At 71.1% G+C, this 23,578-nt stretch carries 20 protein-coding genes; 7 read left to right on the top strand and 13 right to left on the bottom strand.

Annotation, left to right across the window (positions count from 1 at the left end):
• Positions 1 to 16: 16 nt before the first annotated feature.
• From RS82_RS15995 to RS82_RS15980, 4 genes are all read right to left on the bottom strand, one after another.
• The gene (locus RS82_RS15995) at positions 17 to 757 is read right to left on the bottom strand and encodes a cupin domain-containing protein (protein WP_045301255.1); all 741 of its coding nucleotides are present in this window, start codon (positions 755 to 757) and stop codon (positions 17 to 19) included.
• Positions 758 to 780: 23 nt separating this feature from the next.
• On the bottom strand, positions 781 to 1,695 hold the full coding sequence (locus RS82_RS15990) for a DUF6807 domain-containing protein (RefSeq protein WP_045301252.1): 915 nt from the start codon (positions 1,693 to 1,695) through the stop codon (positions 781 to 783).
• Entirely contained in the window at positions 1,692 to 2,807 is a 1,116-nt protein-coding gene (locus RS82_RS15985; RefSeq protein WP_045301250.1) for a Gfo/Idh/MocA family protein, read from the bottom strand. The genes RS82_RS15990 and RS82_RS15985 overlap by 4 nt, the downstream gene beginning before the upstream one ends.
• Positions 2,808 to 2,898: 91 nt before the next feature.
• Positions 2,899 to 4,209 (bottom strand): ABC transporter substrate-binding protein, encoded by a 1,311-nt coding sequence (locus RS82_RS15980; RefSeq protein ID WP_045301248.1) that lies wholly within the window; start codon positions 4,207 to 4,209, stop codon positions 2,899 to 2,901.
• A gap of 136 nt (positions 4,210 to 4,345) precedes the next feature.
• Here RS82_RS15980 and RS82_RS15975 point away from each other — a divergent pair, with 136 nt between their 5' ends.
• Positions 4,346 to 5,353: a LacI family DNA-binding transcriptional regulator gene (locus tag RS82_RS15975; protein WP_211255952.1), complete on the top strand. Its 1,008-nt coding sequence runs from the start codon at positions 4,346 to 4,348 to the stop codon at positions 5,351 to 5,353.
• A gap of 32 nt (positions 5,354 to 5,385) precedes the next feature.
• Here RS82_RS15975 and panB read toward each other — a convergent pair whose 3' ends face one another.
• The 4 genes from panB to RS82_RS15955 all read right to left on the bottom strand — a co-directional run bounded on the left by panB (position 5,386) and on the right by RS82_RS15955 (position 10,470).
• Positions 5,386 to 6,246 (bottom strand): 3-methyl-2-oxobutanoate hydroxymethyltransferase, encoded by an 861-nt coding sequence (gene panB, locus RS82_RS15970; protein WP_045301246.1) that lies wholly within the window; start codon positions 6,244 to 6,246, stop codon positions 5,386 to 5,388.
• The gene (gene panC / locus RS82_RS15965) at positions 6,246 to 7,112 is read right to left on the bottom strand and encodes a pantoate--beta-alanine ligase (protein WP_045301244.1); all 867 of its coding nucleotides are present in this window, start codon (positions 7,110 to 7,112) and stop codon (positions 6,246 to 6,248) included. The genes panB and panC overlap by 1 nt, the downstream gene beginning before the upstream one ends.
• Complete coding sequence (locus RS82_RS15960) at positions 7,109 to 7,846, bottom strand: DUF2520 domain-containing protein (protein ID WP_045301243.1); 738 nt, start codon at positions 7,844 to 7,846, stop codon at positions 7,109 to 7,111. Before RS82_RS15960 ends, panC begins: the two co-directional genes overlap by 4 nt.
• A 269-nt stretch (positions 7,847 to 8,115) precedes the next feature.
• A complete protein-coding gene (locus RS82_RS15955) occupies positions 8,116 to 10,470 on the bottom strand; it encodes an arylsulfatase (RefSeq protein ID WP_045301241.1) in 2,355 nt (784 codons plus the stop codon).
• A gap of 335 nt (positions 10,471 to 10,805) precedes the next feature.
• Here RS82_RS15955 and helR point away from each other — a divergent pair, with 335 nt between their 5' ends.
• The 3 genes from helR to RS82_RS15940 all read left to right on the top strand — a co-directional run bounded on the left by helR (position 10,806) and on the right by RS82_RS15940 (position 15,472).
• Positions 10,806 to 12,980, top strand: a complete 2,175-nt coding sequence (helR, locus tag RS82_RS15950) for an RNA polymerase recycling motor ATPase HelR (RefSeq protein WP_245619635.1) — start codon at positions 10,806 to 10,808, stop codon at positions 12,978 to 12,980.
• Between the two features lie 62 nt (positions 12,981 to 13,042).
• Entirely contained in the window at positions 13,043 to 14,014 is a 972-nt protein-coding gene (locus RS82_RS15945) for a hypothetical protein (RefSeq protein ID WP_045301240.1), read from the top strand.
• 60 nt (positions 14,015 to 14,074) lie between these two features.
• A complete protein-coding gene (locus RS82_RS15940) occupies positions 14,075 to 15,472 on the top strand; it encodes a hypothetical protein (protein ID WP_045301238.1) in 1,398 nt (465 codons plus the stop codon).
• 21 nt (positions 15,473 to 15,493) lie between these two features.
• Here the strand turns inward: RS82_RS15940 and RS82_RS15935 are convergent, their stop codons facing one another.
• Genes RS82_RS15935 through RS82_RS15925 form a run of 3 tightly spaced genes read right to left on the bottom strand, consistent with a single transcriptional unit; the run spans position 15,494 to position 19,562 of the window.
• Complete coding sequence (locus tag RS82_RS15935; RefSeq protein WP_045301640.1) at positions 15,494 to 16,885, bottom strand: L-serine ammonia-lyase; 1,392 nt, start codon at positions 16,883 to 16,885, stop codon at positions 15,494 to 15,496.
• A complete protein-coding gene (locus RS82_RS15930) occupies positions 16,885 to 18,282 on the bottom strand; it encodes a DUF3100 domain-containing protein (RefSeq protein ID WP_045301236.1) in 1,398 nt (465 codons plus the stop codon). Before RS82_RS15930 ends, RS82_RS15935 begins: the two co-directional genes overlap by 1 nt.
• Positions 18,283 to 18,332: 50 nt before the next feature.
• Positions 18,333 to 19,562: an amidohydrolase gene (locus RS82_RS15925; protein WP_052676883.1), complete on the bottom strand. Its 1,230-nt coding sequence runs from the start codon at positions 19,560 to 19,562 to the stop codon at positions 18,333 to 18,335.
• A gap of 143 nt (positions 19,563 to 19,705) precedes the next feature.
• Between RS82_RS15925 and RS82_RS15920 the strand changes: the two genes are divergently transcribed.
• The 3 genes from RS82_RS15920 (at position 19,706) to RS82_RS15910 (ending at position 22,081) form a co-directional block, all read left to right on the top strand.
• Positions 19,706 to 20,701, top strand: a complete 996-nt coding sequence (locus RS82_RS15920) for an Lrp/AsnC family transcriptional regulator (RefSeq protein ID WP_045301234.1) — start codon at positions 19,706 to 19,708, stop codon at positions 20,699 to 20,701.
• A 38-nt stretch (positions 20,702 to 20,739) separates the two neighbouring features.
• Complete coding sequence (gene arr, locus RS82_RS15915) at positions 20,740 to 21,150, top strand: NAD(+)--rifampin ADP-ribosyltransferase (protein ID WP_045301636.1); 411 nt, start codon at positions 20,740 to 20,742, stop codon at positions 21,148 to 21,150.
• Between the two features lie 67 nt (positions 21,151 to 21,217).
• A complete protein-coding gene (locus RS82_RS15910; protein ID WP_045301232.1) occupies positions 21,218 to 22,081 on the top strand; it encodes a serine hydrolase domain-containing protein in 864 nt (287 codons plus the stop codon).
• Between the two features lie 42 nt (positions 22,082 to 22,123).
• Here RS82_RS15910 and RS82_RS21895 read toward each other — a convergent pair whose 3' ends face one another.
• Positions 22,124 to 22,591 (bottom strand): hypothetical protein, encoded by a 468-nt coding sequence (locus RS82_RS21895; RefSeq protein WP_245619634.1) that lies wholly within the window; start codon positions 22,589 to 22,591, stop codon positions 22,124 to 22,126.
• A gap of 58 nt (positions 22,592 to 22,649) precedes the next feature.
• Positions 22,650 to 23,573 carry a S1C family serine protease gene (locus tag RS82_RS15900; protein ID WP_245619633.1) on the bottom strand — a complete coding sequence of 308 codons (924 nt, stop codon included), beginning with the start codon at positions 23,571 to 23,573 and terminating at the stop codon, positions 22,650 to 22,652.
• Positions 23,574 to 23,578: the final 5 nt, after the last annotated feature.

Genomic DNA, 23,578 nt, shown 5'->3' with positions numbered 1-23,578 from the left:
GCAGCAGGCGACGGGGTCAGCGGGGCACCAGGTCGCCGCTCACGTCGTAGGCGCGCAGCCGGCCGCACATCCCGAATCCCCGTTCACCCCCGAGCGACGGCGCCTGCGAGACCGCAGCCGCCGAGAGGTGCCCCGCATCGCCGGCGGCGAGCGCACGGGTGACGTCGAGGCTGTGCACGGCTTGCGCGGCAGGACCGCGCTCGACGATGCCGGTCCAGTCCGCGGCCCGTCCCTGCACCAGCCGGGCGGCGGCGGCGTGGAACGCCTGCAGGGGCCGGAGGTCGCCGACCTGCGCGGCGTCGCGGAGGACGAGGAAACCCTCGACCGCGAGATCGCGCCGTCGCGCCGCCGCCTCGGCACGTGCCTCCAGCGGCTCAGCCGGGAGCGCCGCGGCTGCGGCATACCGCTCGGCGTCGGCGACGATGTCGGCCGGGAAGGTCATCACGGCGTCACCCGCCTCCGGGAGCCCCGCGTTGCCCATGACCACGAGCACCTCGAGGCCACCGTGGTTCACCGCACGGTGGATCGTGCCGGGAGTGAACCACACCACCGAGCCCTTGCTCAGTTCGGTCTCGCGCAGTCCGCCGGGATCGAGCGTGTGCAGCTCGCCGTGGCCGCCGATCACCACGTAGCACTCGGTCGAAGCGAGATGCATGTGGGGGCTGCCGCCGCGCAGCCCGTCGGGTGCGAGGTCGTCGTAGACGTCGAGCAGGGTCACGGAGGTGGCGCCGGGGAACGTGGGCGCAGTGGCTGTCACGAGAAGCTCCTCTCCCTGTCGACTCAGACGAGGACCGGCTGGAGGATGCCTCGGAGCACGTCTGCGAGCGGCTCCGCAGCATCCGCTCCCCCATCGGCGATGCCGACGGCGTACCGGAACCGTACCGTCTCGGCGGGAGCGACGACGACCTCCTCGCTGAAGAAGGGCGCCGGGTTCAGCGCCGCGAACTCCTCGGAGCGCGCGAACCACTGCGGCGGATGATGCGGGTTGGCACTGTCATCGAGCATGAGCACGAGAGACGTGGCGTCGACGTCGTCGTGGCGGCCGACGAAGCCCATCCACTCGAAACGCGCACCGCGGACGTCGTCCCCCGAGCCGGAAATCCCGGGCGCCACGAGGGTCCCGTCGGTGAACGAGCGGGGTCCGCGCCAGAACAGCCCGCCGTAACCGGCGTTCTCTCGCCCACGCGTGGTCGGAGATCCGATCGCGATCGGCGCGCCCGACACGTTGCGCAGCCGCGTGTCGAAGGTGAGCGCCCAGGCATCGTCCGACACGATCAGGGCGGTGAGCGTGCGCTGCTCGGCGAACAGTACGCCACCGGCCTCGGTGATCCACCGCAGGTCGTGCGCGATCGTTGCGCGGTCGCCCGCCTCGAGCTCGAGTTCCCCCTCGTGCTGCTGCACACCGTTGTTCGGCAGCTGCACGTAGAACTGCCCGTGGACGTACGTCGGTCCGCCCCAGAAGTTCTCGTCGCCCACGACCGGCAGCGCCCAGGCGATGCCCTTGTGCCACACGTGGTCATGCGGGCGGAACAGGCTCACGACATCGCCGCGGCGAGTGCGGATCGGATGCACGTACGGCTTCGGGGACTCGAGCGCCACCGTGTCGGGCTGGTAGACGTAGGTGAACAGGTCGACATCGCCGTCGCGGACCGTGACGGACGAGCCGACGGCGTGCGTGATGCGCAGAGCGCTCATGCGAGCACCTCCTTCACGGGCGCCCAGGGCACGATCCCGCCGCTCATCGATCGGACGAAGGGGTCTGCGCCGGAGAGCTCTCCGGCAGCGATCGCGACGCCCCGGAATGCCGACGCGTAGGTGGCCGCGGCGAACTCGAGCGTGCGCCGCGCCTCGGCGAGGCCGACCCCCGGAGCCTCGCCCGCCTCGAAGGCGTCGAGGATCGCGGCGATCTGATCGCGGTGACCGCTGATCCCGCCGGAGTCCAGGCCCTCCGCCCAGCGGGTCGCGAGGTGCTCATGCCCCGGGGCCGGCGTGAAGGTCCAGTCCTCGCTGGTGTACCCGTACAGGTGGCGCACCTCGACGGACGCGAACTCGAAGTCGAACCGCAGCCGCGACGTCTCATGCGGCGAGACCAGCGAATTGACGACGGTCGCAAGAGCGTCGTTCTCGAAGCGCACCAGTGCCATCGACACGTCCTCGGTGTCGGTCGGGCGCAGCTGCCGTGCCGCGAAGGCGCTCACCTGCGACCAGCGGCCGAAGATCGCGAACAGCAGATCGAATTGATGGATGCCGTGGCCCATGGTCGGACCGCCGCCCTCGACATCCCACCGCCCGCGCCACGGCACGTCGAAGTACTCGTCCGCGCGGTACCAGAGCGTCTCGCACGTGGCCACGAGGGGCCGGCCGAGCTCGCCACCGTCGACGAGGGCGCCGAGATGGCGAGCGGCGGCACCGAACCGGTGCTGGAACACGGTGAGCACCGGCACCCCGGTCTCGGCATGCACCGCCTCGAGCTCGTCGACCTCCCCGAGCGTGAGCGCGGTGGGCTTCTCGACGAGCGACGGGACACCCGCACGCATCGCCTGGATCGCGAGTGACGCGTGCGTCTGCGGCGGCGTGCACACGTGCACGAGATCGAGCTCCTCGTTCGCGAAGAGGTCGCCCGCGTCGGCGAAGACCCGGTCGACTCCGAACCGATCGGCGAACGCCTCGGCGCGCGCACGGTCGAGGTCGACCACGCCGGCGATCTCGACGCGCGGTGAGAGTGCGTTCAGGGCGTCGGCGTGAGCGTGCGCGATACCGCCCGTGCCGATGATGCCGACGCGGAAGGGTGGGCGGGGTGAGGACATGACCTGTGGTTCCTTCTCGGGGGTAGGTGGGGTGGTGCGTGTCGGCGGGCGCGGCGCGGGACATCTCGGACCGCGCCCGACGACATGTGCGCTACTGATTGACGATGACGTCGATCTCGGCGAAGAGCTGATCGACCGCCTCGTCCACCGTGATCGTGCCGAAGCCGAGCTCCTGGCCGAGGGCCTTGAACTTCGCTTCGACCGAGCCGTAGCCCACGATCGGAACCGGCGGGGCGTCGCCGATGCGGTCGGCGATCGACTCCTCGTAGTCGATGATCTGCTGGGCGGTCTCGTCGAGCTCCACGCCCTCGAGCTGGGTCTGGGATGCCGGCATCCCACGGTTCGTCCCGAAGATGGCGCCGACCTCGGGGCTGTTCACCAGGAAGTCGGTGAACAGGGCGGCAGCCTCGGGGTGGTCCGTGCTCGCCGCAGCGGAGATCAGCATGCCGGCCTTCTTGTACAGGTCCTTGGCGCCCTCTTCGGTGACCGGAGGCGCGACGAGGTTCAGGTCGGGATACGCGTCGCCGAGGTTCGCCTTGTAGGGCGCGCCGAAGTTGTCCCACACGATCTCGGTGAGCGCCTGGGCGGAGTCGAAGGCGCCCTTGGGCGAGACCTCCTGGATCCGCTGCTGCGGGGTGACGACGGCGTCTTCCCGCAACTCGGCGCCACGGCTCCAGAAGTCGGCGAGGTCCTCCTTGGTGAAGCCGACCTCCCCCTCCTCGGTGAAGACCGACTTGCCCTCGGACCGAAGGACGAGCTCGAACGGCTGGATGAAGCCGGTCGGGTCCGCACCGCCCCAGACCTCGAGGCCGGCGGTCTCGGCGGCATCCCGGGCCTCGTGCAGCCACTCGTCGTACGCCTCCCAGTCGCCGCCCTCGAACGGCTCGACGCCGACCTCCTCGGTCAGAACCACGTTCTCGAACATCCCGATCGCGTTCGTCGAGACCGGCATGCCCGCGATCGTGTCGTTGATCGTGGCGATGTCGAGCACGCTCTCGTCGAAGCCGTCGGTGGCGATGATGTCGTCGAGGTAGGGCGTGAGATCCAGCAGCAGGCCGTTGTCGGAGTACTGGCGGACGTAGGTCATGTCCATCTGGAACACGTCAGGGAGGTTCTTGCCGGCGGCCTCGGTCTGGCGCTTCTCCCAGTACTCGTCCCAGGAGAGGAAAGTGGAGTTCACCGTGATGTTCGGGTACTCATCGTTGAACGCGGCGATGGCCTCGTTGTACATCTCGGCCCGAACGTCGTTCCCCCAGAACGCGAAGTCAAGGGTCACCTCCTCGTCCGGATCGTAGGTGGCCGCCGCGTCGCCGGGGGCGGAGCCGGCACAGCCGGCCAGTGCTGCGGCGAAGGCGACGATCGCCGCGGCGCCGACGGCGCTCGCCTTTGTGCGTGTGAACATCTTTGTCCTTTCGAAACGCTGGTCGCGTGAGGGAGGCTGCGGGTGAACCTTCACTTAGTGATCGATCACTCGGTTGAGAAGTGAGAATAGTGAAGGTTCACAATCTGTGTCAACATAGAGGTCGAAGGAGGCGCTCGTGACCGACACCGCACCGCACCGCCGGCCGACGATCATGGAGGTCGCCCGCCTCGCCGATGTCTCGCACCAGACGGTGTCGCGCTTCTTCCGCGCTCCCGATGGACTGAAGCCCGCCACCAAAGCGCGCGTGCAGGCCGCCGTCGACCAGTTGAACTACCGCCCGAACCTCGTCGCCCGCTCGATGCGCACGCGCCGCACCGGCCGGCTCGCCGTGGTCGTGCCGACCCTCGCCTACAGTCCGGCGCGCATGCTCGCCGGCGCGAGCGCGGCCGCGCACGCAGCCGGCTACGCGGTCGAGGTGCTGGCCCTCGAGGGGGGCGCCGGGGAGCGGACGGAGCGCGTGGCCGAGCTGGCCGATTCCGGTCAGGTCGACGGCATCGTCTCGTTCGCCCCCGTGCTCGCCTCGCTCGAACTGCAGGCCTCCAGCGGGACGCCGATCGTCGCATCGGCCGACTTCGACGACGAGATGCGCGGCATCGGCGAGCTGGCGGATGCCTCAGCCCTCGTCGATCTGATCCGCGGCCTGGCCGAACGCGGCCACCGCCGGTTCCTCCACATCACCGGCGACCTCCAGTTCGCCTCGGCGCGCGCTCGGCGCGACACCTATCTGGAGGCGATCGCAGCGCTCGGGCTCGAGTCGACCGGCGTGATCGAGGGCGATTGGTCGGCCGAATCGGGAATGGCCGCGGTCCGCGGACTTCCCGAACGCGACCGGGCGACCGCCGTGATGGCGGCGAACGACCTCGTCGCCGCCGGTGCGATCCGCGCGGCGATGGATCGCGGGTGGCGCGTGCCGGACGACCTCAGCGTCACCGGATGGGACGACCAGCAGCTCGGTCGCCTGATGAGTCCCGCGCTGACGAGCGTGGAGGTCGACCTCGAGGGGCTGGGCTCACGCGCGATGACCCGGCTCATCGCGGCCCTCCGCGGCGAGCGCGCGCCGACCGAGGCCCAGCAGATCCATCGCGTCATCTGGCGCGAGTCCACGGGGCCCGCACCCGACTGACCCGGACGGATGCCGCGGCCCGCGGCATCCGTTCAGCCCGCGCTGCGGGATTCGAGCTCGGCGCGCGCCGCGGCGATCGCGTCGTCGGTGGCGGAGTACCCGTGCTCGGGCCCGGGGAAGACGCCGCCGCGCACCTCGCGCGCATACGCCGCGACGCCGGCGACCATGTCGGGGCCGATGGCGCCGTAGCGCTTGACGAAGGCCGCGGTCTTGCCCTCGGTGATGCCCAGCAGGTCGTGCAGCACGAGCACCTGGCCGTCGGCGGGTCCCGCGCCGATGCCGATGACGGGGATCTCGAGCGCGGGCAGCACGACGGCGGCGACGTCGGCCGGCACCGCCTCGATGACGAGCACGCTCGCACCGGCGTCCTGCACGGCGAGGGCCTCGCGCACCAGGCGCGCGGCGGACTCGGCGGTGCGGCCCTGGGCGCGCAGGCCTCCCAGCGCCACGGCGGTCTGCGGGGTGAGGCCCACGTGCGCGACGACGGGGATGCCGGCCTCGGCGATCGCGCGGATGCGGCTGAGCCGAGCCTCGCCTCCGCCCTCGAGCTTGACGGCGTCGGCGCCGGCCTCCTTGACGAAGCGGATCGCGGTCGCGACCGCCTGCTCGTCCGACACCTCGGTCGAACCGAACGGCAGATCTGCCACGACGAACGCCGACTGCACTCCTCGGCGCACGGCTCCGGCGAGCACGAGCATCTCGTCCACCGTGACCGCGACCGTGGAGTCGTGCCCGAGCACGACCTGCGCGCCCGAGTCGCCGACGAGCACCATGTCGACCTCGGCCTGCTCGGCCGTCCTCGCGCTCGGGTAGTCGTAGGCCGTGACCATGACGATCGGCTCACGGCGGGCCTTCATCTCGGCGAGCCGCTGCAGTGTCACCTGTGCGCGCATCAGGCACCTCCGGTGGTGGGGGGAACGGGCGGGATCACCGCGTTGTCGATCAGGCGCGTCGCGCCGACGCGCGCGGCGATCGCGACGAGCGTCGGGCGATCCACGGATGAGACCGGGGCGAAGGTCTCCGGATCGACGAACGCGACGTACTCGAGCTGGATGAGGGCCTCGGCGAGGACATCCAGCGCGCGCTCGCGCAGCGCGTCGGACCGACGGACACCGGCGGCCGCAGCATCCGTCACCGCCGTGAGCGCTCTGGGGATCGCGAGGGCCCGCGCGCGCTCGTCGGGCGAGAGGCGGGTGTTGCGGCTGGAGCGGGCCAGGCCGTCGGCGTCGCGCGACGTGGGGCAGACGACGAGGGTCACCGGGATGCCGAGATCGGCGACGAAGCGGCGGATGACGGCGACCTGCTGGGCATCCTTCGCGCCGAAGTACGCGTGGTCGGGGAGCGCGGCCAGCAGCAGCTTCGTCACGACGGTGGCGACGCCGTCGAAGTGCGCGCGGCCGCGCTCCGCGCCCTCGAGGGTCTCGGCGATCGGCCCCGACACGCTCACCGTGGTCGCGAAGCCGTCCGGGTACACCTCGGACGCATCGGGGGCGAACACGACGTCGACCCCCTCGGCTTCGGCGAGAGCGAGGTCGGCGTCCTCGGTGCGGGGATAGGCCGCGAGGTCGGACTGCTCGTTGAACTGCGCGGGGTTGACGAAGATCGTCATGACGACGGTGTCGTCGGCGCTGCGGGCGGCACGCAGCAGGGTCGCGTGACCCTCGTGCAGGGCGCCCATGGTGGGCACGAGGCCGATGCTGCCTCCACGACGCCCACGCAGAGCTGCGCGGAGGTCGGAGACGGTGCGGACGACGATCACGATCCCACCTCCCGTCGCGCGCGGAGGTCGCGCGTCGCCGCGACCAGTGCGTCGAAGAGGTCGACGCGCTCCGGAAGCCGGTCGGCCACCGCGGCGCGCTGACGGGCGATGGTCCCCTCATCGCCGCGGGCGATCGGACCGGTGAGGGCGGCGGCGCCGTGGGCCTCCCAGTTCACGACGGTCGCGCGCACGAGCGGGGCGAGCGCCTCCCGCGGGACCCCCGCGGTGGCGGCGAGGTCCTCGGCGAAGGACTCGAGCGTCACGAGGAAGTTCGACGCGATGGACGCCGCCGCGTGGTACGCGGGGCGGTCGTCATCGGCCACGTCGAACGGTGCCATGCCGAGCGCGTCGGCGAGCGCATGAGCGGTGGCCAGGGCCTGCGAGGTCGAGCCGGCGAGGGCCGCGGGGACGCCCGCGAACGAGGTGTCGCCGGTGACGGTGGTGAGGGGATGGATGCTGAGCGCCTCGTGCGGCGCGAGCGGCTCGAGCGTCGTCGCGCCCGAGAAGTGCCCGACCAGGCGGCCCGGTGCGACGAGCGCCGCCGCGGCGGCGATCTCGGCATCGGGCACGGCCAGCAGCACGAGGTCGGCGTCGTCGGCGGTCGCACCGCGGCCGAGCGGGCCCCGCACATCGACTCCCAGGTCCCGGAGGGCCGACGCGATCGCACGACCGACCCGGCCGTCGCCGACGATCGTGACGCGGGCAAGCGCGTGCACGGGGTGCGAGTCCGGCATCGTCGTCGTCTCCCGTCACGGCGCATGGATCCGGTCCAGGACGGCTGAACCAGGTTCAAAAATACCCGGCGCAACGCGGGGCGGCGACCGCGCGTCCTGTCACGCCGCGCTCGCGCGGTCGAATCCGGCGGACGCTGCTGCTCCCGACGGGCGCGAATGCCGATTCGGACAGCGCGAACCCGCCCGCCGCAGTGGCCCGGCGGCATCCGTCTCGCCACGACAGAGCGGCCCCGAGACCACGGCGGGTCCGGGGCCGCTCGGGTCGCTCGCTACGCCTGCGCAGGCACCTTGTAGGCGACGTGGACGCGGCCGATCTCGCCGTCGAAGGCGAACGGCATCCTGTCGGCGTACGCCCGCGACACCGCGCCGCCGTAGGCGCGGCCGACGTCGAGGCAGTCATTGGCCGAGAACAGCAGCGGCGCGCTGACCGGCACCGTGCCCGAGGCGACCTCCGTGCCGTCGACCCGCAGCACGACGCCGAGCGGCCCGCCGGGCTTCGGCACGACATACGACGTCTCGATCTCGATCGTGTGGTCGCCGGCGGCGAGCGGCTCGGCCGCCGCGATCGTCGTCCGCTGCACGAGGAAGAGGTTGTACTCGTACGTCAGGACGCCGTCGATCACGTACGCCGTGAGGCCGCCGCCCGCGCCGCCGAGCTTGTAGAGAACGCCGTTGGCCCGGTCGCCGGCCGTCACCTCGATGGTGACGACGTTCGGCTTGTTGCCGAGGGCGGGGGCGCAGAACTCGGGCACCCGGAACGTGTCGCCCGTGAAGTCCCACTCGGTGTAGGGCGGGGCGATGCGCAGTTCGGGGTGCAGCGGTGCGATCCACAGTCCACCGCCGATGGGGAGCACCTTGTTCTTGGCCGCCTCGATGGCGAACAGCTCCCGCAATGCGGCGAGCTTCTCGGGATGCTGGCCGGCGAGGTCCTGCGACTGGCTCCAGTCCTCGTCGAGGTTGTACAGCTCCCACCGGTCGTCGTCGGGCGTCCAGGTCTGGATGCCCGCAGGCATGCCGGGCACCCAGGGCAGGCGCGGACCGGTCGTCGATGCGAGCCACCCGTCCTCGTAGATCGACCGGCTGGCCATGATCTCGAAGTACTGCACGCGGTGGCGACCGTCTGCCGTCTTGTCGTCGATCGAGTAGGCGAAGCTCGTGCCGTCGATCGGGTCCTGCGGGATGCCGTTGACGGTGTCGGGATGGGAGATCCCCAGGATCTCGTAGATCGTGGGAGCCAGGTCGATCACGTGGTGGAACTGCGTGCGCGGTACGGGGTCGTGTGCGATGCGCGCCGGCCACTGGAGGAACATCGGATTGCGGGTGCCGCCCAGGTGCGAGGCCATCAGCTTCATGCCCTGGTACGGCGACGACCCGGCCCACGCCCACGCCGCGTGATACTGGTTGTCGGTCGCCGGCGTTCCGAGCGCGTCAAGGCCTCCGAGCTCCTCGAGAGCAGCGATGTGCTGGTCGATCGTCGTCGGGATCATGTTCTGCGCGAGCAGCTCGCTAATCGTTCCGTTCTGCCCCTCCCCCGACGAGCCGTTGTCGCCCCAGATGTAGACGACGATCGTGTTCTCGATGTACCCGAGGCGCTCGAGCTCGTCGACGAGGCGGCCCGCCTGCACGTCGGCGTGCTCGCCGAACCCGGCGCACACCTCCATGAGGCGCGCCTGGAACGGCTTCTGGTGGTCGGGGATGTCGTCCCAGCCCTGCAGCGACTCGGGGCGCGGCGTCAGCGCGGCGTCCTGCGGGACCCACCCCGCGACCTTCGCGCCGGCGAGGGCTTCCTCGCGGTAGGCATCCCACCCGTCATCGAACACGCCCTTGTACTTGTCGGCCCACTCCTTGTGGACGTGGTGCGGGCCATGGATGGCGCCGGTGGCCCAGTACATGAAGAACGGCTTGTCGGGCGAGAGCGCCTTGTGGTCGCGGAGCCACGAGATCGCGTCGTCGGCGATGTCCTCGCTGAGGTGGTAGCCCTCCTCGGGCGACTTCGGGGGGAGCACCGACGTGGTGTTGCGCACCAGGTTGGGCTCGTACTGCGATGCCTCGCCGGCGAGGAAGCCGTAGAAGTACTCGAAGCCGTTGCCGGTGGGCCAGTTCTCGAACGGGCCGGCCTTGGTCGTCTCCTCGGCGGGGGTGTTGTGCCACTTGCCCCACGCCGCCGTGGAATAGCCGTAGTTGCGCAGCACCTCGGCCATGGTCCCGCTGCTCTTCGGGATGTGACCGGAGTAGCCGTCCCAGTCGGCTGCGAGCTCGGCGATCTGGCCGGCCCCGACGCGGTGGTGGTTGCGCCCCGTGAGCAGCGCGGCACGGGTCGGCGAGCACATGGCGGTGGTGTGGAAGCGGTTGTAGCCGATGCCGCCCTCGCGGATCCGCTCGAGCGTGGGGGTGTTCACCTTGCCACCCAGCGGTGCGGGCAACGCGGGCCCGGCGTCGTCGATGAGGATGACGAGCACGTTGGGAGCGTCGTCGTTCAGGTGCCGCTCGGGCGGCAGCGGCGAGTAGGTCGATTCGGCGAGCGTGCGCCCCGCGTAGCTGCCTGAAGGCTTCGGCGGGAACGGCAGCGTTCGCGCGGGCGGGAGCGGTGTCCCCACGACGGAGTGGCGGTCATCAGCGGTCATGCGTGTCTCCTGTCCCCGGAAGTGGGCGGGCGAGAGCGCCACCCCCCGGTGATGTCACAGTATCGACGGGGATGCACGCGCCGCATCATTCGGATCGCGTGAGACCGCGCCGCGAGGTGAACAGTGGGTGACGCGGTGCGGGTGGCCGGGGAACGGGCGGGGTCTGCGCACGCAGAGGCGCGACCTTCCTGCCACTACCAGGATATCCGGGGGTGGGGGCCTTGCGGCAAGGGCCCCTCGAGGGCGCATACTGGTCGGTCGCGACGCTCCCCCGCCCTCCTCTTCCGACTCACTCCGTCCGATTCCGCGTCGCGAAGCCGCCAGGAGCCCATGCCGTGAACACCCGTCCGATCAGCGATTCCCCCACGTCCCCTCGGTCCGCCGGCACCACCGCCTTCCACCTTCCCGAGCGCCTCGCCGCCAAGTCCGACCCGGCGCTCATCGGCGGCGACGAACACCACTTCGCCGCGATCGCCGACACCCTCGAGCGCTCGATCTCGGGACTGGAAGAGCGCCTCGACGAGCTGCGCCGCCGCCCCGGCGGGCACGGCCAGGCCGGGGTAGAGCGCGACATCGAGATCCACCGGGTCTCCGCCCGCCTGCGGGCGCTCCGCCGCTTCGGAGTCGACGCGTGCCTCGGCCGCATGGTCCTCGCCGACGGCTCCGAGCCCGTCTACATCGGCCGCTTCGGGCTCACGGATGCCGCGGGCCGACGCCTCCTCGTCGATTGGCGCACACCCGCCGCCGAGCCGTTCTTCGCCGCCACGCACGCGCATCCCTCGGGCCTCGTGAGCCGCCGTCGCTACCGCTGGACGGGCGGCCGCATCACGGACTACTGGGACGAGGTGTTCACCGCCGAAGGGCTCGCCCGCCATGCGGCGCTCGACGACCAGTCCGCCTTCATCGCGAGCCTCGGAGCGAGCCGTTCGCCCCGCATGCGCGATGTGCTCGGCACGATCCAGGCCGACCAGGACGCCATCATCCGCGCCGGCTCGCGCGGCGCGCTCGTCGTCGACGGCGGCCCGGGAACGGGCAAGACCGTCGTGGCCCTGCACCGCGCCGCCTACCTCGTCTACTCCGACCCCCACCTCGGCGAGGGGCGCGGCGGCGTGCTGTTCGTCGGTCCGAGCCCTGCGTACCTCTCCTACGTCGAAGACGTGCTTCCGAGCCTCGGCGAGGACAGCGTGCAGACGTGCACCCTGCGTGACCTCGTGGCCGAGGGCGGAGGCGCCGGTCCGGAGCCCGACGCCCGGGTCGCCCGTCTGAAGGCCGACGCCCGCATGATCGACGCGATCGAGCCCGCCGTGCGGCTCTACGAGGAGCCTCCCACCGAGAGCCTCGTCGTCGAGACGCCGTGGGCCGAGCTGTGGCTCGGTCCCCAGGACTGGGCCGAGGCGTTCGGGTCAGCCGAGAAGGGTCTGCCGCACAACGAGGCGCGCGATCAGGTGTGGGAGACGGTCCTCGACATCCTCACCGACCAGGTCGACGGCGAAGAGGTGCCGCTGCACCAGATGCGGCGGGCGCTGGCCCGCAACGAGCAGCTCACCCGCACGTTCGGCCGCGCCTGGCCGCTGGTCGAGGCATCCGTTCTCGTCTCGGATCTGTGGAGCGTGCCCGCGTATCTCCGCCGTTGCGCGCCGTGGCTCGAGCCGGACGACATCGAGGCGCTGCAGCGAGCGGTCCCCACGGCCTGGACCATCTCCGACCTGCCCCTGCTCGACGCGGCCCGGCGCCGGCTGGGCGACCCGGGGGCGTCGCGGCGACGCCGTGAGCGCGAGGCGAAGCTCGCGCAGGAGCGCGAGTACATGGCGCAGGTGGTCGATCGCCTGAAGGAGGCGGGCGACGAGATGATGCAGTGGCTCGACGGCGACGACCTGCGCAACAGCCTGGTCGACGAAGCCGTGCTCGACGCCGTCGACCCCGACCTGCTCGCGGGGCCGTTCGCGCACGTCATCGTCGACGAGGCACAGGAGCTCACCGATGCGCAATGGCGGATGCTGCTGGCCCGGTGCCCGTCACGCAGCTTCACGGTGGTCGGCGATCGCGCGCAGGCGCGGCACGGGTTCCGCGAGTCGTGGCTCGAGCGCCTGGAGCGGGCGGGCCTCACCGCGGTGGAGATCGCCTCGCTCACGCTCAACTACCGCACGCCGAGCGAGGTCATGGCCGAGGCCGAGCCGGTGATCCGCGCCGCGATCCCCGACGCCAACGTGCCGACCTCGATCCGGTCGAGCGGCGTGCCGGTGCGTCATGCCGCACCGGCGGACCGCGACCGGATCCTGTCGGAGTGGCTGGCGGAGCACGGCGAAGGGGTCGCGTGCGTCATCGGCGACCCGTCGTTCACACCTCGGGAGCGGGTGCGTTCGCTCGCCCCCGAGCTCGCGAAGGGCCTCGAGTTCGACCTCGTCGTGCTCGTCGAGCCTTCGTTTTTCGGCGAGGGCGTCGAGGGCGCGGTCGATCGGTACGTGGCGATGACACGCGCGACCGAGCGGCTGGTGTTGCTCGAGGGGTAGCCGGCGACCGGCTGCCGCGAGGCGCCGCGTATCTGCGGCGCCTCGCGGCAGCTCTCCCCTGTGTGAGCACAGACGTCGAAGACGAGGCCTCCGGGGCCGTCGAGGCCGCGGATCGCGAGACGCGCGGGTCGCTCGTGCGCTCGCTCCTCGCCGTCGTCGCCAACGTCGGTGTGCTGACCGCCCTGCTCGTGTACTTCGGCTGGGTGCGCAGCGACCAGATGGCGAAGATGCTCGGCATCGACGAGGCCATCCTCGGGATGACGGTCGACGACTACGTCCGCCGGAGCGTGCAGCCGGTGGTGCTGCTCCCGATCTGCGCGGCGATCGCCGGCCTCGCATGGGTGGGGCTCGACCAATGGCTCCGGCGCCGGCGCATCCGGTTCGGAAGCGACGATCGCATCGTCACGTGGGTCGCGCGGTGGATGTGGCTCATCGCCGTCGGCGTGCTCATGCTGGGGCTCGTCCTCGGGCTGATCGGCTACGCGATCACGTACATCGCAGCGCCTCTTGTGTGTGCGGGCGGGATGCTGCTGCTCCTCTACGGACTGATGCTGCGCGGTGGACTCCGCGACGCGGTGCGGTTCGCCCCGATGACCGAGGGGGTGCTGCGGGGCGCGATCGCGATCCTCGTGGCGATCGGGCTGTTCTGGTCGGCGATGAACTACGCGACGGTCGAGGGCACCGAGCTCGCCCGCGACTTCCCGAACCAGATCGAGAAGCTTCCGGGAGTGATGGTCGACAGCGCGGCGCCGCTCGACATCGTGTCGCCGGGCGTCGACGTCACGTGCGCCGGTTCCGGCGAGGACCTCCGCTACCGCTATCGCGGACTCCGCCTGCTCGAGTCGACGGGTGGCAACTACTTCCTGATCTCCGACGAGTGGACGTTCGACTACGGCGTGGTCGTCATGCTCCCCGTCGACGGCGACGGCCTGCGGTTCACGTTCGTCCGCGACGTCTACGGGATCGCGGATGCCGGAGGCTTCGGCCCGTGCGCGAGCGGCGGCTCGGAGGCCGAGGTCGCGGGGCAGGGCTGAGGTATCTCGGCCGTCCGACCGACCTCCTCCACTGCAGATCCTCAGAAAAGGAGGGAAGCGATGTCTCCGACAAGAACCACTCCGAAGCGATCGCTCGCGATCGGATCCGCCTTCGCGGTCGCGGTCGCCCTCGGCCTCGCGGGGTGCGGCGAATACTCGCCCGTGGCACCTGAGAAGGAGCAGCCGCCCGCGACGCAGCGTGACACCGACTCCCGGGACGGCGCGGATCCGACGGACCCGGCCGTGCCGGAGGTACCGGATTCGATTCCGGATGCTGCGCCCCCGGCGACGCCGCCGGGTACCGACACGCCGCCGCCCGGTTCCGGAGGGGGCGCCACCCCGCGGAATCGGCAGGGAGGCGGGTCGGGCGGATCGAGCGGATCGAGCGGTCTCGGCGATTCCGGCGGGAATGGCGGGAACGGCGGCAACGGCGGCCAGCCCCCGCCTGCCGTCTACTCGTGGAGCCTTCCGAAGACCGACACGAGTCCCAACGACTTCCAGGACGGCCCCGCGTACGCGAGACTGCTGGCCGCGGACTGCGACGGCGCGGCCTCTTTCCTCGAGCCGAGCGAATTCACCAACAACCCCTCGTTCGGGGTGTTCAAGATGAAGACGCCGCGCTACGTCGTCCTGCTCTCCGCCGGCATCGCGATGTGCCGCTCCGAGTTCGACGCGGCGCGAGTGAGCTATCAGTACGCGATGAACCAGTGGGGGACGCAGGGCCTCGACCACCCGTCGCATCCCGCGGCGGAGAACGGCGGGGGCAACCCGGTGACGCCGCCATGGCGCCGGGGCTACCGCGAGCCCGAGTGCGACCTCTACCGGGCCCTGACGTTCTCGCTCACCGGCGTCCCCGCCGACAGCCTGCAGTGCCCCGGAGGTCTCCGGCCGGTTCACCACTACGTCGCGTACACGCTCACAGAGCTGAAGGACCCCACGCAGCCGGAGGGGCCCGAGAACCCGCGGATGACGGTGGTCGTGTGGGACAACCCGCTGACGTTCACCGTCGACGAGAGCCTCGACCCGCCGCGGAACTGGAACACGCAGCCCGGCGTCAAGGGAACGTCTCCGGAGGTGGGCGAGAACAACACCGGTGACCCGGACGACGAGTTCGATGAGCCGGTGGACCCGTTCGCCGCTGCGGAGGCCACAGCCGAGGTCACGAGCCTCAAGGCAGCCGACGTCGCGGAGGCTCGTGTCCCAGCCGCAGCGACCGAGCCCCAGGGCGAGGCCGTCGCGACCGAGCCCGCAGCGGACCAGCCTGCGGCAGCCGAGCCCGCAGCGGACGAGCCCGCCCCCGTCGGCGCCGAGCCGGCGCCACAGCCGGAGGGCGCAGCATCCGTCCCCGCCGGCGAACCGCCCGCGTCGACTGACGAGCCCGCGGCACCGCCGGTGGCGGAGGAGCCGAGCGCCGCCCCTCCCGCCGAGAGCGCGCTTCCGGCGCCGGCGGTTCCGTGACGGGCCCCTTCCCGGAACCGGTCAGCACTCCACGACGTTGACGGCGAGGCCGGCGGCGCTGGTCTCCTTGTAGCGCGACGACATGTCGGCGCCGGTCTGGCGCATGGTCTCGATCGCGGTGTCGAGATCCACGATGTGGCTGCCGTCGCCCAGCAGGGCGAGCCGGCTCGCGGTCATCGCCGTCGATGCGGCCACCGCGTTGCGCTCGATGCACGGGATCTGCACCAAGCCCGACACGGGGTCGCAGGTGAGGCCCAGGTGGTGCTCGATGGCGATCTCGGCGGCGTTCTCGATCTGTTCGGGCGTGCCGCCGCGCACGGCGGTCAGGCCCGCGGCGGCCATCGCGCACGCGCTCCCCACCTCGGCCTGACAGCCCGCCTCGGCGCCCGAGATCGAGGCGTTCGCCTTGATGATCGAGCCGATCGCGGTCGCCGTCAGCAGGAACGTGCGGATGCGGTCCGGATCGAAGCCGTCCGCAGCGGCGGCCTGATACAGGACCGCCGGCAGCACGCCGGCAGCGCCGTTCGTGGGCGCGGTCACGACCCTCCCGCCGGCGGCGTTCTCCTCGTTGACCGCGAGGGCGTAGACGGACACCGCCTCGGCGGCATCCCGCGGTCCTCCCCGCTCGGCGAGCTGCCGCCAGGCGGCGGCGGCGCGCCGAGGCACCCGGAGCCCTCCCGGCAGGATGCCGTCCGCCTGTAGACCGTTCTCGACGCACGCCCGCATCGCGGCCCAGATCGCGTCCAGGCCAGCCCGCGCAGCCGCGGCACCATGGATGGACGCCTCGGTCTGCCAGGCGATGTCGGCGATGGTGCGTCCGCGGGCGAGGTCGAGGAGCTCGCGCATCGTCTGGAAGCCGGCGACGGCGGGCGTCTCGGGCCGCGACCCGGCGTCGGCGCCGTCGCCACCGTCGCCCTCGTCGCCCAGCCTGCGGATGAACCCGCCGCCGACCGACAGGTACGACTCCTCGACGACCCCGCCCCCTGCCGTGAGCTCGGCTGTCAGCAGCATCGAGTTCGGGTGTCCGTGCGGGCGCTCGCGCGAAGCGAACACGAGGTCGTCGCGCACGAACGGGACTCCCGCGATGTCGAGGGACACCCCCGACTCCAGCAGCGCCCACCCTCCGTGCACGGCCTCGGGATCGACCGTCTCGGGCCGGAGTCCGCGAAGCCCGGCGATGACGGCATCCGGCGTCCCGTGTCCGACCCCGGTTGCGGCGAGCGAGCCGTGCAGCCGGCAGCCGAACCGCACGACGTCCGCCAGGACGCCGGCATCGGCCAGCCGCGTCCGGAAATCGGCGGCCGCCCGCATCGGTCCGACAGTGTGGGAGCTCGACGGACCGATGCCGATCGAGAAGAGGTCGAGCGCGGAGGTGTACACCCCGCGCTCGACCCCGACGGCGGTGCGCGTCATCAGCCCCACAGTCCCAGGGCGAACTCGGCGACGACGGCCGACAGAAGGAAGGATGCCGCGATCGCGACGGTCCCGACCGGGATGATCTTCCAGCCGATGCTCTTGAGCATCGGAAGGTCCTTGCCCAGGCTCAGACCGGCGATCGTGAGCATCACGGTGATCAGGGACAGGAAGTCGATCGTGTTCGACACTGTCGTGAACCAGCCGGCGACCGGCGAGACCGGCGACGTGAGGAACGCTCCGATCGTCATGACGACGATGATCGCGGGAACCTTGCCGCGGGTGACCTTGGCCACAGCGATGCCACCCGCGACGAGCGCTCCCATCACGACGTAGGCGATCACCATGTCCCACGAGAACCCCTTGGCGGCGATCGCCGCGACGACGAGCCCGGCGAAGCCGATGATGAGCAACGACACCCACAGTGGGACCGTGACGGTGGGCTTTTCGAGCACCGTCTCCTCGACGGTCTTCACCGCCGAGGTCGGCATCGCACCGGTGGCCTTCGGGCGCCGGCCGGGAAGGGTCGCGTCCTTGTTGCGCGTGAGGAGCTTGTAGAAGCGGTCGGCCAGCGGCAGCGAGATCCAGACGCCGATGTACACACCGAGCACACCCGTGATGAGGTTCGACGTGGCGGCGAGCGCGAGCACCTGGTCCTGCATGTCGGGGTGCGCGGAGACGATCACCGACGCGGCGGCCGCCATCATCGACCCCGAACCGACACCGGCGCCCATCGCGAGCGCGAGCGGGTCGAAGATCCCGAGCGACGCGGCCAGCGAGGCGATGAGGCTCACGATGACGGCGCCGAAGATCGTGCCGAAGACATACATCGACAGCACGCCCCGATACTGCGGCGAGTCGGAGCCGTAGCGCTCGCTCACCATCGCGAACGAGCCCTCGCGGTCGATCGAGAAGGTCGCGCCGACGGTCGCCGGGCCCATACGCAGGAGCACGGCGAGCGGAAGGGCCAGTGCGATGGTGCCGAACAGGTGGCCGACCTCCTGCAGCAGCAGAGCGGGACCCGCCTGCAGGAGCATCGGGATGTTGGGCCCGATCGTGAATGACAGGCGGGCGCAGAGGAAGAGCACCGCGACGCCCATGATGACCGTGGCGGCCTGCTGCAGGTCGATCGGAAGCGGCTTGAGGCGCTGACCGGAGACGATGGCGCCGGCCGTGATGCCCCAGATCATCGGCAGCAGCGTCACCGAGGCGATGCCGAGCGGGATGACGATCGGGCCGATCGCCTGTGCGCCGGCTGAGATGGCGACGATGAGTCCGATGAGGATCCACAGCCGGGGACTGCGGAAGCCGACGGCGACTGCGGACGCCGCGTTCGCGATCGGACTCGACGATGTTCCGGTGGAGGCGACATCGCCTGTGCGGGTGTGAGCGGTCATTTCGGGTTCTCCAGGTGGGAAGGCTTCGCGGCCCCGGCGAGCGGGATCGGTCAGGCCTCGAGCGTGATCCGAGTCGCCCCGGCGGGGCGTTCGGCGGTGCGGTGGAGCAGGTCGGCGCGCAGGGCGTCGTCCAGGGCGACATCGAGCACCGTCCACGCGAGGATCGTGGCGGCGTCGATGACGGCCTCGTCGGCTGCGGGCGTGGCCGCAGCGGCGGTGAACTCGGGATTGTGGGCGGGGCCCGACTGCCCGAGGAAGGCGATGGTCGGGTGGATGGCCGGAACGACCTGCGACACGTTGCCCATGTCGGTGGATCCGCCCCCGAGCGGGGCGGGCGCGATCGTACGTCCACGGGCCAGGAGGTTGGCGTCCCACAGTTGACCGAGGGCGGGATCGTGCTTCATGGGGGCGTACGGGTGCTCGGTCGGAGCCCATTCCCAGCGGCATCCCGTCGCGATCGCGGCGCCCTCGAAGCACGCGAGCACGCGCCCCTTCATGTCGCGCCACATGTCGATGTCGTAGGCGCGCAGCTCGACCTGCACGACGGCGCGGTCGGGGATGATGTTCGTCGCCTCGCCGCCGAGCGAGACGAACGCGTTGAGGTTCGTCTCCTTCGGCAGATGCTGGCGGAGGAACGCGATCGAGGTCTGGGCGATCGCTGCAGCCGAGCCGGCATTGAGGCCTTGCTCCGGCATGCCGGCGGCGTGCGCAGTGCGGCCGTGGAACACCACCTCGAAACGGTCGACCGCCGTGGAGCGGAAGCTTGTCGCCGAGATGTCCCGACCCGTCATGCCGTGCACCATGAGCGAGAAGTCGACGTCCTCCCACGCACCCTCGAGGAGCATGGCGACTTTGCCGCCACCGTGCTCTTCCGCGGGAGTGCCCAGCAGCTTGATCCGCAGGCCGGCGTCGTCCGCGAGCGGTGCCAGCGCGAGCGCGGCGCCCACCCCTGACGCCGCGATGACGTTGTGCCCACAGCCGTGCCCGATACCGGGCAGCGCGTCGTATTCGGCGCAGATCGCGACCGTGAGATCGCCGGTGCCGTACACCGCTTCGATCGCCGTCTCGACGCCGTAGGCGCCGACCTCGACCTCGAAACCGGCGTCCTGGAGAGTGCGCGCAACCAGTGCAGCGGCGTCATGCTCCTCCCACGAGAGCTCGGGATTCTCGTGGATGGCGTGGCTCAGGCCGATGAGCTCGTCGCGACGGGCGTCGACGCCCAGGGCGGCGCGGTCCTTCAACTCCGTGACGGTCACGGCATCGGTGGTGGTCAGGCTCACGAGGTGTCCTCTCGTCGTTGCGAACGTTGCGGATATCGTGCGCGTTCGCATGTTTCGACTCCGTGACGATGCGCGATATCTGCGGAAAGCGAGAGCCTCTTGCGGGACACTTGATTCGGGGATCGGTTCCAGGGAGGGTCCGGATGCAGGAGATCTCGCTCGACACCATCGACCGCCGGCTCGTGCACGCGCTGCAGATCGAGCCGCGCGCGAGCTGGAACGAGCTCGCGCCCGTCATCGGCGTCGATGCCAGCACCCTCGCTCGTCGCTGGACGCGCCTGCGGGAAGAGGGCATCGCCTGGGTCACGGGCCACTCGACCGACGGCCAGCTGTCCTTGATGGAGATCGACTGCGAGCGGGCGAGGTTGGATGCCGTGGTCCAGGAGCTCCAGCGAGACCCCGCCGTGTACGTGCTCGACGTGACGTCGGGCTCACGCGACCTCATGGCGCTGGTGTTCGCGCCCGACATCTCAGGGCTGTCGGACTACGCGCTGCACCGGCTCGGACGACTCGACGGTGTGCGGTCCGTCCGCACGCACTTGGCCAACGAGACGCTGATCGACGGCGGCAGCTGGCGCCTGCGCGCGCTCGATCCCGCCGAAGCGCAGCATGTGCGTCCGCCGCGTCCGCCGCGGCCGCGCGCCGCGCAGCGCGTACCCGACGACCTGCGCGCGGCGATCGAGCGCGAGGTCTGGGCCGACGGACGCGTGCCGGTCGCGACGATCGCGGAGCGCAGCGGCTTCGCGCCCCAGCGCGTCGCCGACGCGCTGGCCACGCTGCGTGCGCGCGGCAGCCTTCGCTTCCGCACGGACATGGCGCGTGCGGCGTCGGGGTGGCCCATCTACGCCTGGTACTTCGTCGAGGCCCCCGCGCAACTGCTCGAAGCGGCGCGGCCTGCCATCACCTCCGTCCCCGAGGTGCGGCTGGCCTTCACCGCCGCCAGTCGGTACAACCTCATCCTCGCCGTGTGGCTCCGCCGCCTCGCCGACGTGAACCGATTCGAGGTGGCACTGGAGTCAGCGCTGCGGGGCGCACGCATCGGCGACCGCGCCGTGGTGCTGCGCATCGCGAAGCACATGAATCAGACGGTGGGCGCCGACACGCGCGCGACGGGGTTCGCGGGGCCGGTCGCCACGTGATCGGCCGGGCGCGGATGCCGGGCGCCTAGGCTGTGGCCGTGAGCGAGGTGCGCGACGAAGGGCCGTTCTACCACGGCACGAAGGCCGATCTGCGGGAGGGCGACCTTCTCAGCGCCGGTTTCCGATCGAACTACCGGCCGGAGGTCGTGATGAACCACATCTACTTCACCGCGTTGCGCGACGGCGCGGGCCTCGCCGCCGAGCTCGCCCCCGGAGCCGCCGCGCCCCGTGTGTACGCTGTCGAGCCGACGGGTCCGTTCGAGGACGACCCGAACGTGACCGACAAGAAGTTCCCCGGCAATCCCACGCGCTCCTATCGCAGCCGCGATCCGCTCAGGATCGTCGGCGAGGTGACCGACTGGACTCGCCAGACCCCCGAAGCGCTCGCGCAGTGGCAGGAGCGGCTCGCCGAACTCCGGGCCGACGAGCGTGGCGAGATCATCAACTGACGAGCCCGATCGTCACACCGCTGCGCACCTGACACCCGAGCCACCCGACGGCAGGCAGACTGGAGCCGTGACTCGCGCCCAGTCCGTCTCCGACCGCATCGTGCTCGAGACGGATGCCTCGGGGTTCCGGGCCCATGGCCTGCATGTCCTCGTCGGTGACGACGTCGCCGAGCACCGCTGGACCGCGGATGTGCGCGAAGACATCCACTCCGCCGCGAAGGGCGTCTGCGTGCTCGCCGCGGGCATCGCCGCAGACGAGGGGCTGATCTCGCTCGACGCTCCGGTGGCGACATACCTCCCCGTTGCTGATCTCGGCGAGGGCGTCGACGGTGTCACCCTCCGCCATCTGCTGACGATGACGAGCGGCATCGATCTGCCCTGGTCCGAGACGATGATGACCGACTGGCCCGACCTCGCCGCGGAGTTTCTCAGGCGCCCCTCCCGCGGGAGGGTGTTCCAGTACTCGAACGCCAGCACATACACGGCGATGCGCGTGCTCGCGGAGCGAGTCGGCGATGTCGGCGACTACCTCGACCCGCGCCTGTTCGCGCCGCTCGGCATCGACGACGTCGAGTGGGAGCGCTGCCCGAACGGTCGCATCGTCGCGGGCGGCGGCCTCCCCCTGCGCACGGAGGAGCTGGCCCGCGTCGGGCGACTCATCCGCGATCGCGGCCACTGGGAGGGACGGCACCTCGTGTCACCGGAGTGGATCGACGCGATGCATTCCGACTGGGTGGTCTCCGGCGAGAATCCGGGTTACGACGGCTACGCGCTCGCGGGCTGGCGCGGCCCTGGCGAGGCGTGGCGCCTTCACGGCGCCTACGGCCAGCTGCTCATCTTCGCGGGCGACGCGGTCGTGACCATCACCGCAGACGACCACTTCGGCGCGGATCGCATCGCCGCCTTCGCCGTCGAGACCCTTCGAGCCTGAATTCCGGGAGCAACCGGCGCCCGGGCGTCGGACCGGCGGAGTTCAGCTGCGCTGCACGTAGTGGCGTACGGTGTCGTCCCTCTCCACGAGGAACCGGTCGTCCTCCGCGTAGTACACCGCCCTGTCGACGTCGTCGCCCGCGAATCCCCGGATGCTTTCCAGACTGTCCCATCGCGAGACCGTCAAGATCTCAGTGAGGCCGTCGGCGAGGTCGCGCGTCAGGGTCCACGCGTCCCGATTTCCGGGGAGCGCACGGTACTCCTCGATTCCCGTCCGCTCGACATAGTCGACGTACTCGTCGCGGTCCTCCGTGCGGATCACTCCCCGCCATACCCGGACGATGTTCCGATGCCGACTGTGGTCCTCGACATCGGGCTCCGCCCTGGCGACGTCGGCGACCTCTTCCTCGGGGCGCGGCGGGATCGTCTCGTCGACTTCGAGCTCGGGGATGCTCGACTCACCCGGGCCCGGAACATGGACGTGAGAGAAGTGTTCGTCATACGTCGACACGGCGACTCCTTCCTTCGGCGACAGTCACAGAGTAGATCCGCGCACGGTCAGCGCACCGTCAGCGCAGCAGGAGTTCCTGCGGCAGCACCACGACGTCGACCAGAGCGCCGTTGCGCCAGACGGTCATCTCCATGCGGCGGCCGATCGCACCCTCGACCATGCGCCGCTGCAGCGCCGTCGGGTCGGCGATCGTGACGCCATCGAGCGACAGCACGATGTCGCCGACCCGGGCGCCGGCGACGGCGGCCGGGCTTTCGGGCACCACCGAGATCACCTGCATCCCGACCCTCGATCCGACCTTGGCCGCGACGTCCGGGCCGAGCGGCACCGTCGAACCGGCGATGCCGAGCCAGGCACGCCGCACGCGCCCCGACGCCCGCAGGGTGTCGATGATCTCGCGAGTCGTGGCATTGATAGGCACGGCCAGTCCGAGTCCCACCCCGGCGACAGCGGTGTTCACCCCCACCAGACGGCCGGCACTGTCGGCGAGCGCGCCCCCGCTGTTGCCGGGGTTGAGGGCCGCGTCCGTCTGGATCACTTCGTCGATCACCCGCCCCGACCGCGTCGGGAGCGAACGGCCGAGCGCGGACACGATCCCCGCGGTCACGCTGCCCGAGAACCCCCGAGGGTTGCCGAGCGCTACGACGAGCTGCCCGACACCGAGTTTCGAGGCATCTCCCATCGTCAGCGGCGGCGGGGTGTCGACGTCCGCGCGCAGCACGGCGAGGTCCGACAGCGGATCGGCGCCGATGACGGATGCTGCCGCCACCGTGCCGTCCGGAAACGCGACCTCCACGCCGATCGCGCCCTCGACGACATGCGCGCTGGTGAGCAGGTGCCCCTCCGAGGTGATGACCGACGCGCTGCCCGCTCCCGCACCCTGCCGCGTGCGCACGCTCACCGCGGCGACGGACGGCAGCACGATCTGAGCGACGCGCATGACCGTCGAGGAGTAGGCGTCGAGCGCATCCTGGTCATCCACGAGAC

It is taken from the genome of Microbacterium trichothecenolyticum, from assembly GCF_000956465.1.
GTDB classification, from domain to species: domain Bacteria; phylum Actinomycetota; class Actinomycetes; order Actinomycetales; family Microbacteriaceae; genus Microbacterium; species Microbacterium trichothecenolyticum.
The sequence above is the reverse complement of the archived record's forward strand: the minus strand, read 5'-3'. Positions and strand labels throughout refer to the sequence as shown.

Bases quoted from the DNA above. Each gene is read 5' to 3' on its own strand.
- RS82_RS15990 (WP_045301252.1), bottom strand. From the start codon at position 1,695: ATGAGCGCTCTGCGCATCACGCACGCCGTCGGCTCGTCCGTCACGGTC.
- RS82_RS15985 (WP_045301250.1), bottom strand. From the start codon at position 2,807: ATGTCCTCACCCCGCCCACCCTTCCGCGTCGGCATCATCGGCACGGGC.
- RS82_RS15980 (WP_045301248.1), bottom strand. From the start codon at position 4,209: ATGTTCACACGCACAAAGGCGAGCGCCGTCGGCGCCGCGGCGATCGTC.
- panB (WP_045301246.1), bottom strand. From the start codon at position 6,246: ATGCGCGCACAGGTGACACTGCAGCGGCTCGCCGAGATGAAGGCCCGC.
- RS82_RS15960 (WP_045301243.1), bottom strand. From the start codon at position 7,846: ATGCCGGACTCGCACCCCGTGCACGCGCTTGCCCGCGTCACGATCGTC.
- RS82_RS15955 (WP_045301241.1), bottom strand. From the start codon at position 10,470: ATGACCGCTGATGACCGCCACTCCGTCGTGGGGACACCGCTCCCGCCC.
- RS82_RS15940 (WP_045301238.1), top strand. From the start codon at position 14,075: ATGTCTCCGACAAGAACCACTCCGAAGCGATCGCTCGCGATCGGATCC.
- RS82_RS15935 (WP_045301640.1), bottom strand. From the start codon at position 16,885: ATGACGCGCACCGCCGTCGGGGTCGAGCGCGGGGTGTACACCTCCGCG.
- RS82_RS15930 (WP_045301236.1), bottom strand. From the start codon at position 18,282: ATGACCGCTCACACCCGCACAGGCGATGTCGCCTCCACCGGAACATCG.
- RS82_RS15920 (WP_045301234.1), top strand. From the start codon at position 19,706: ATGCAGGAGATCTCGCTCGACACCATCGACCGCCGGCTCGTGCACGCG.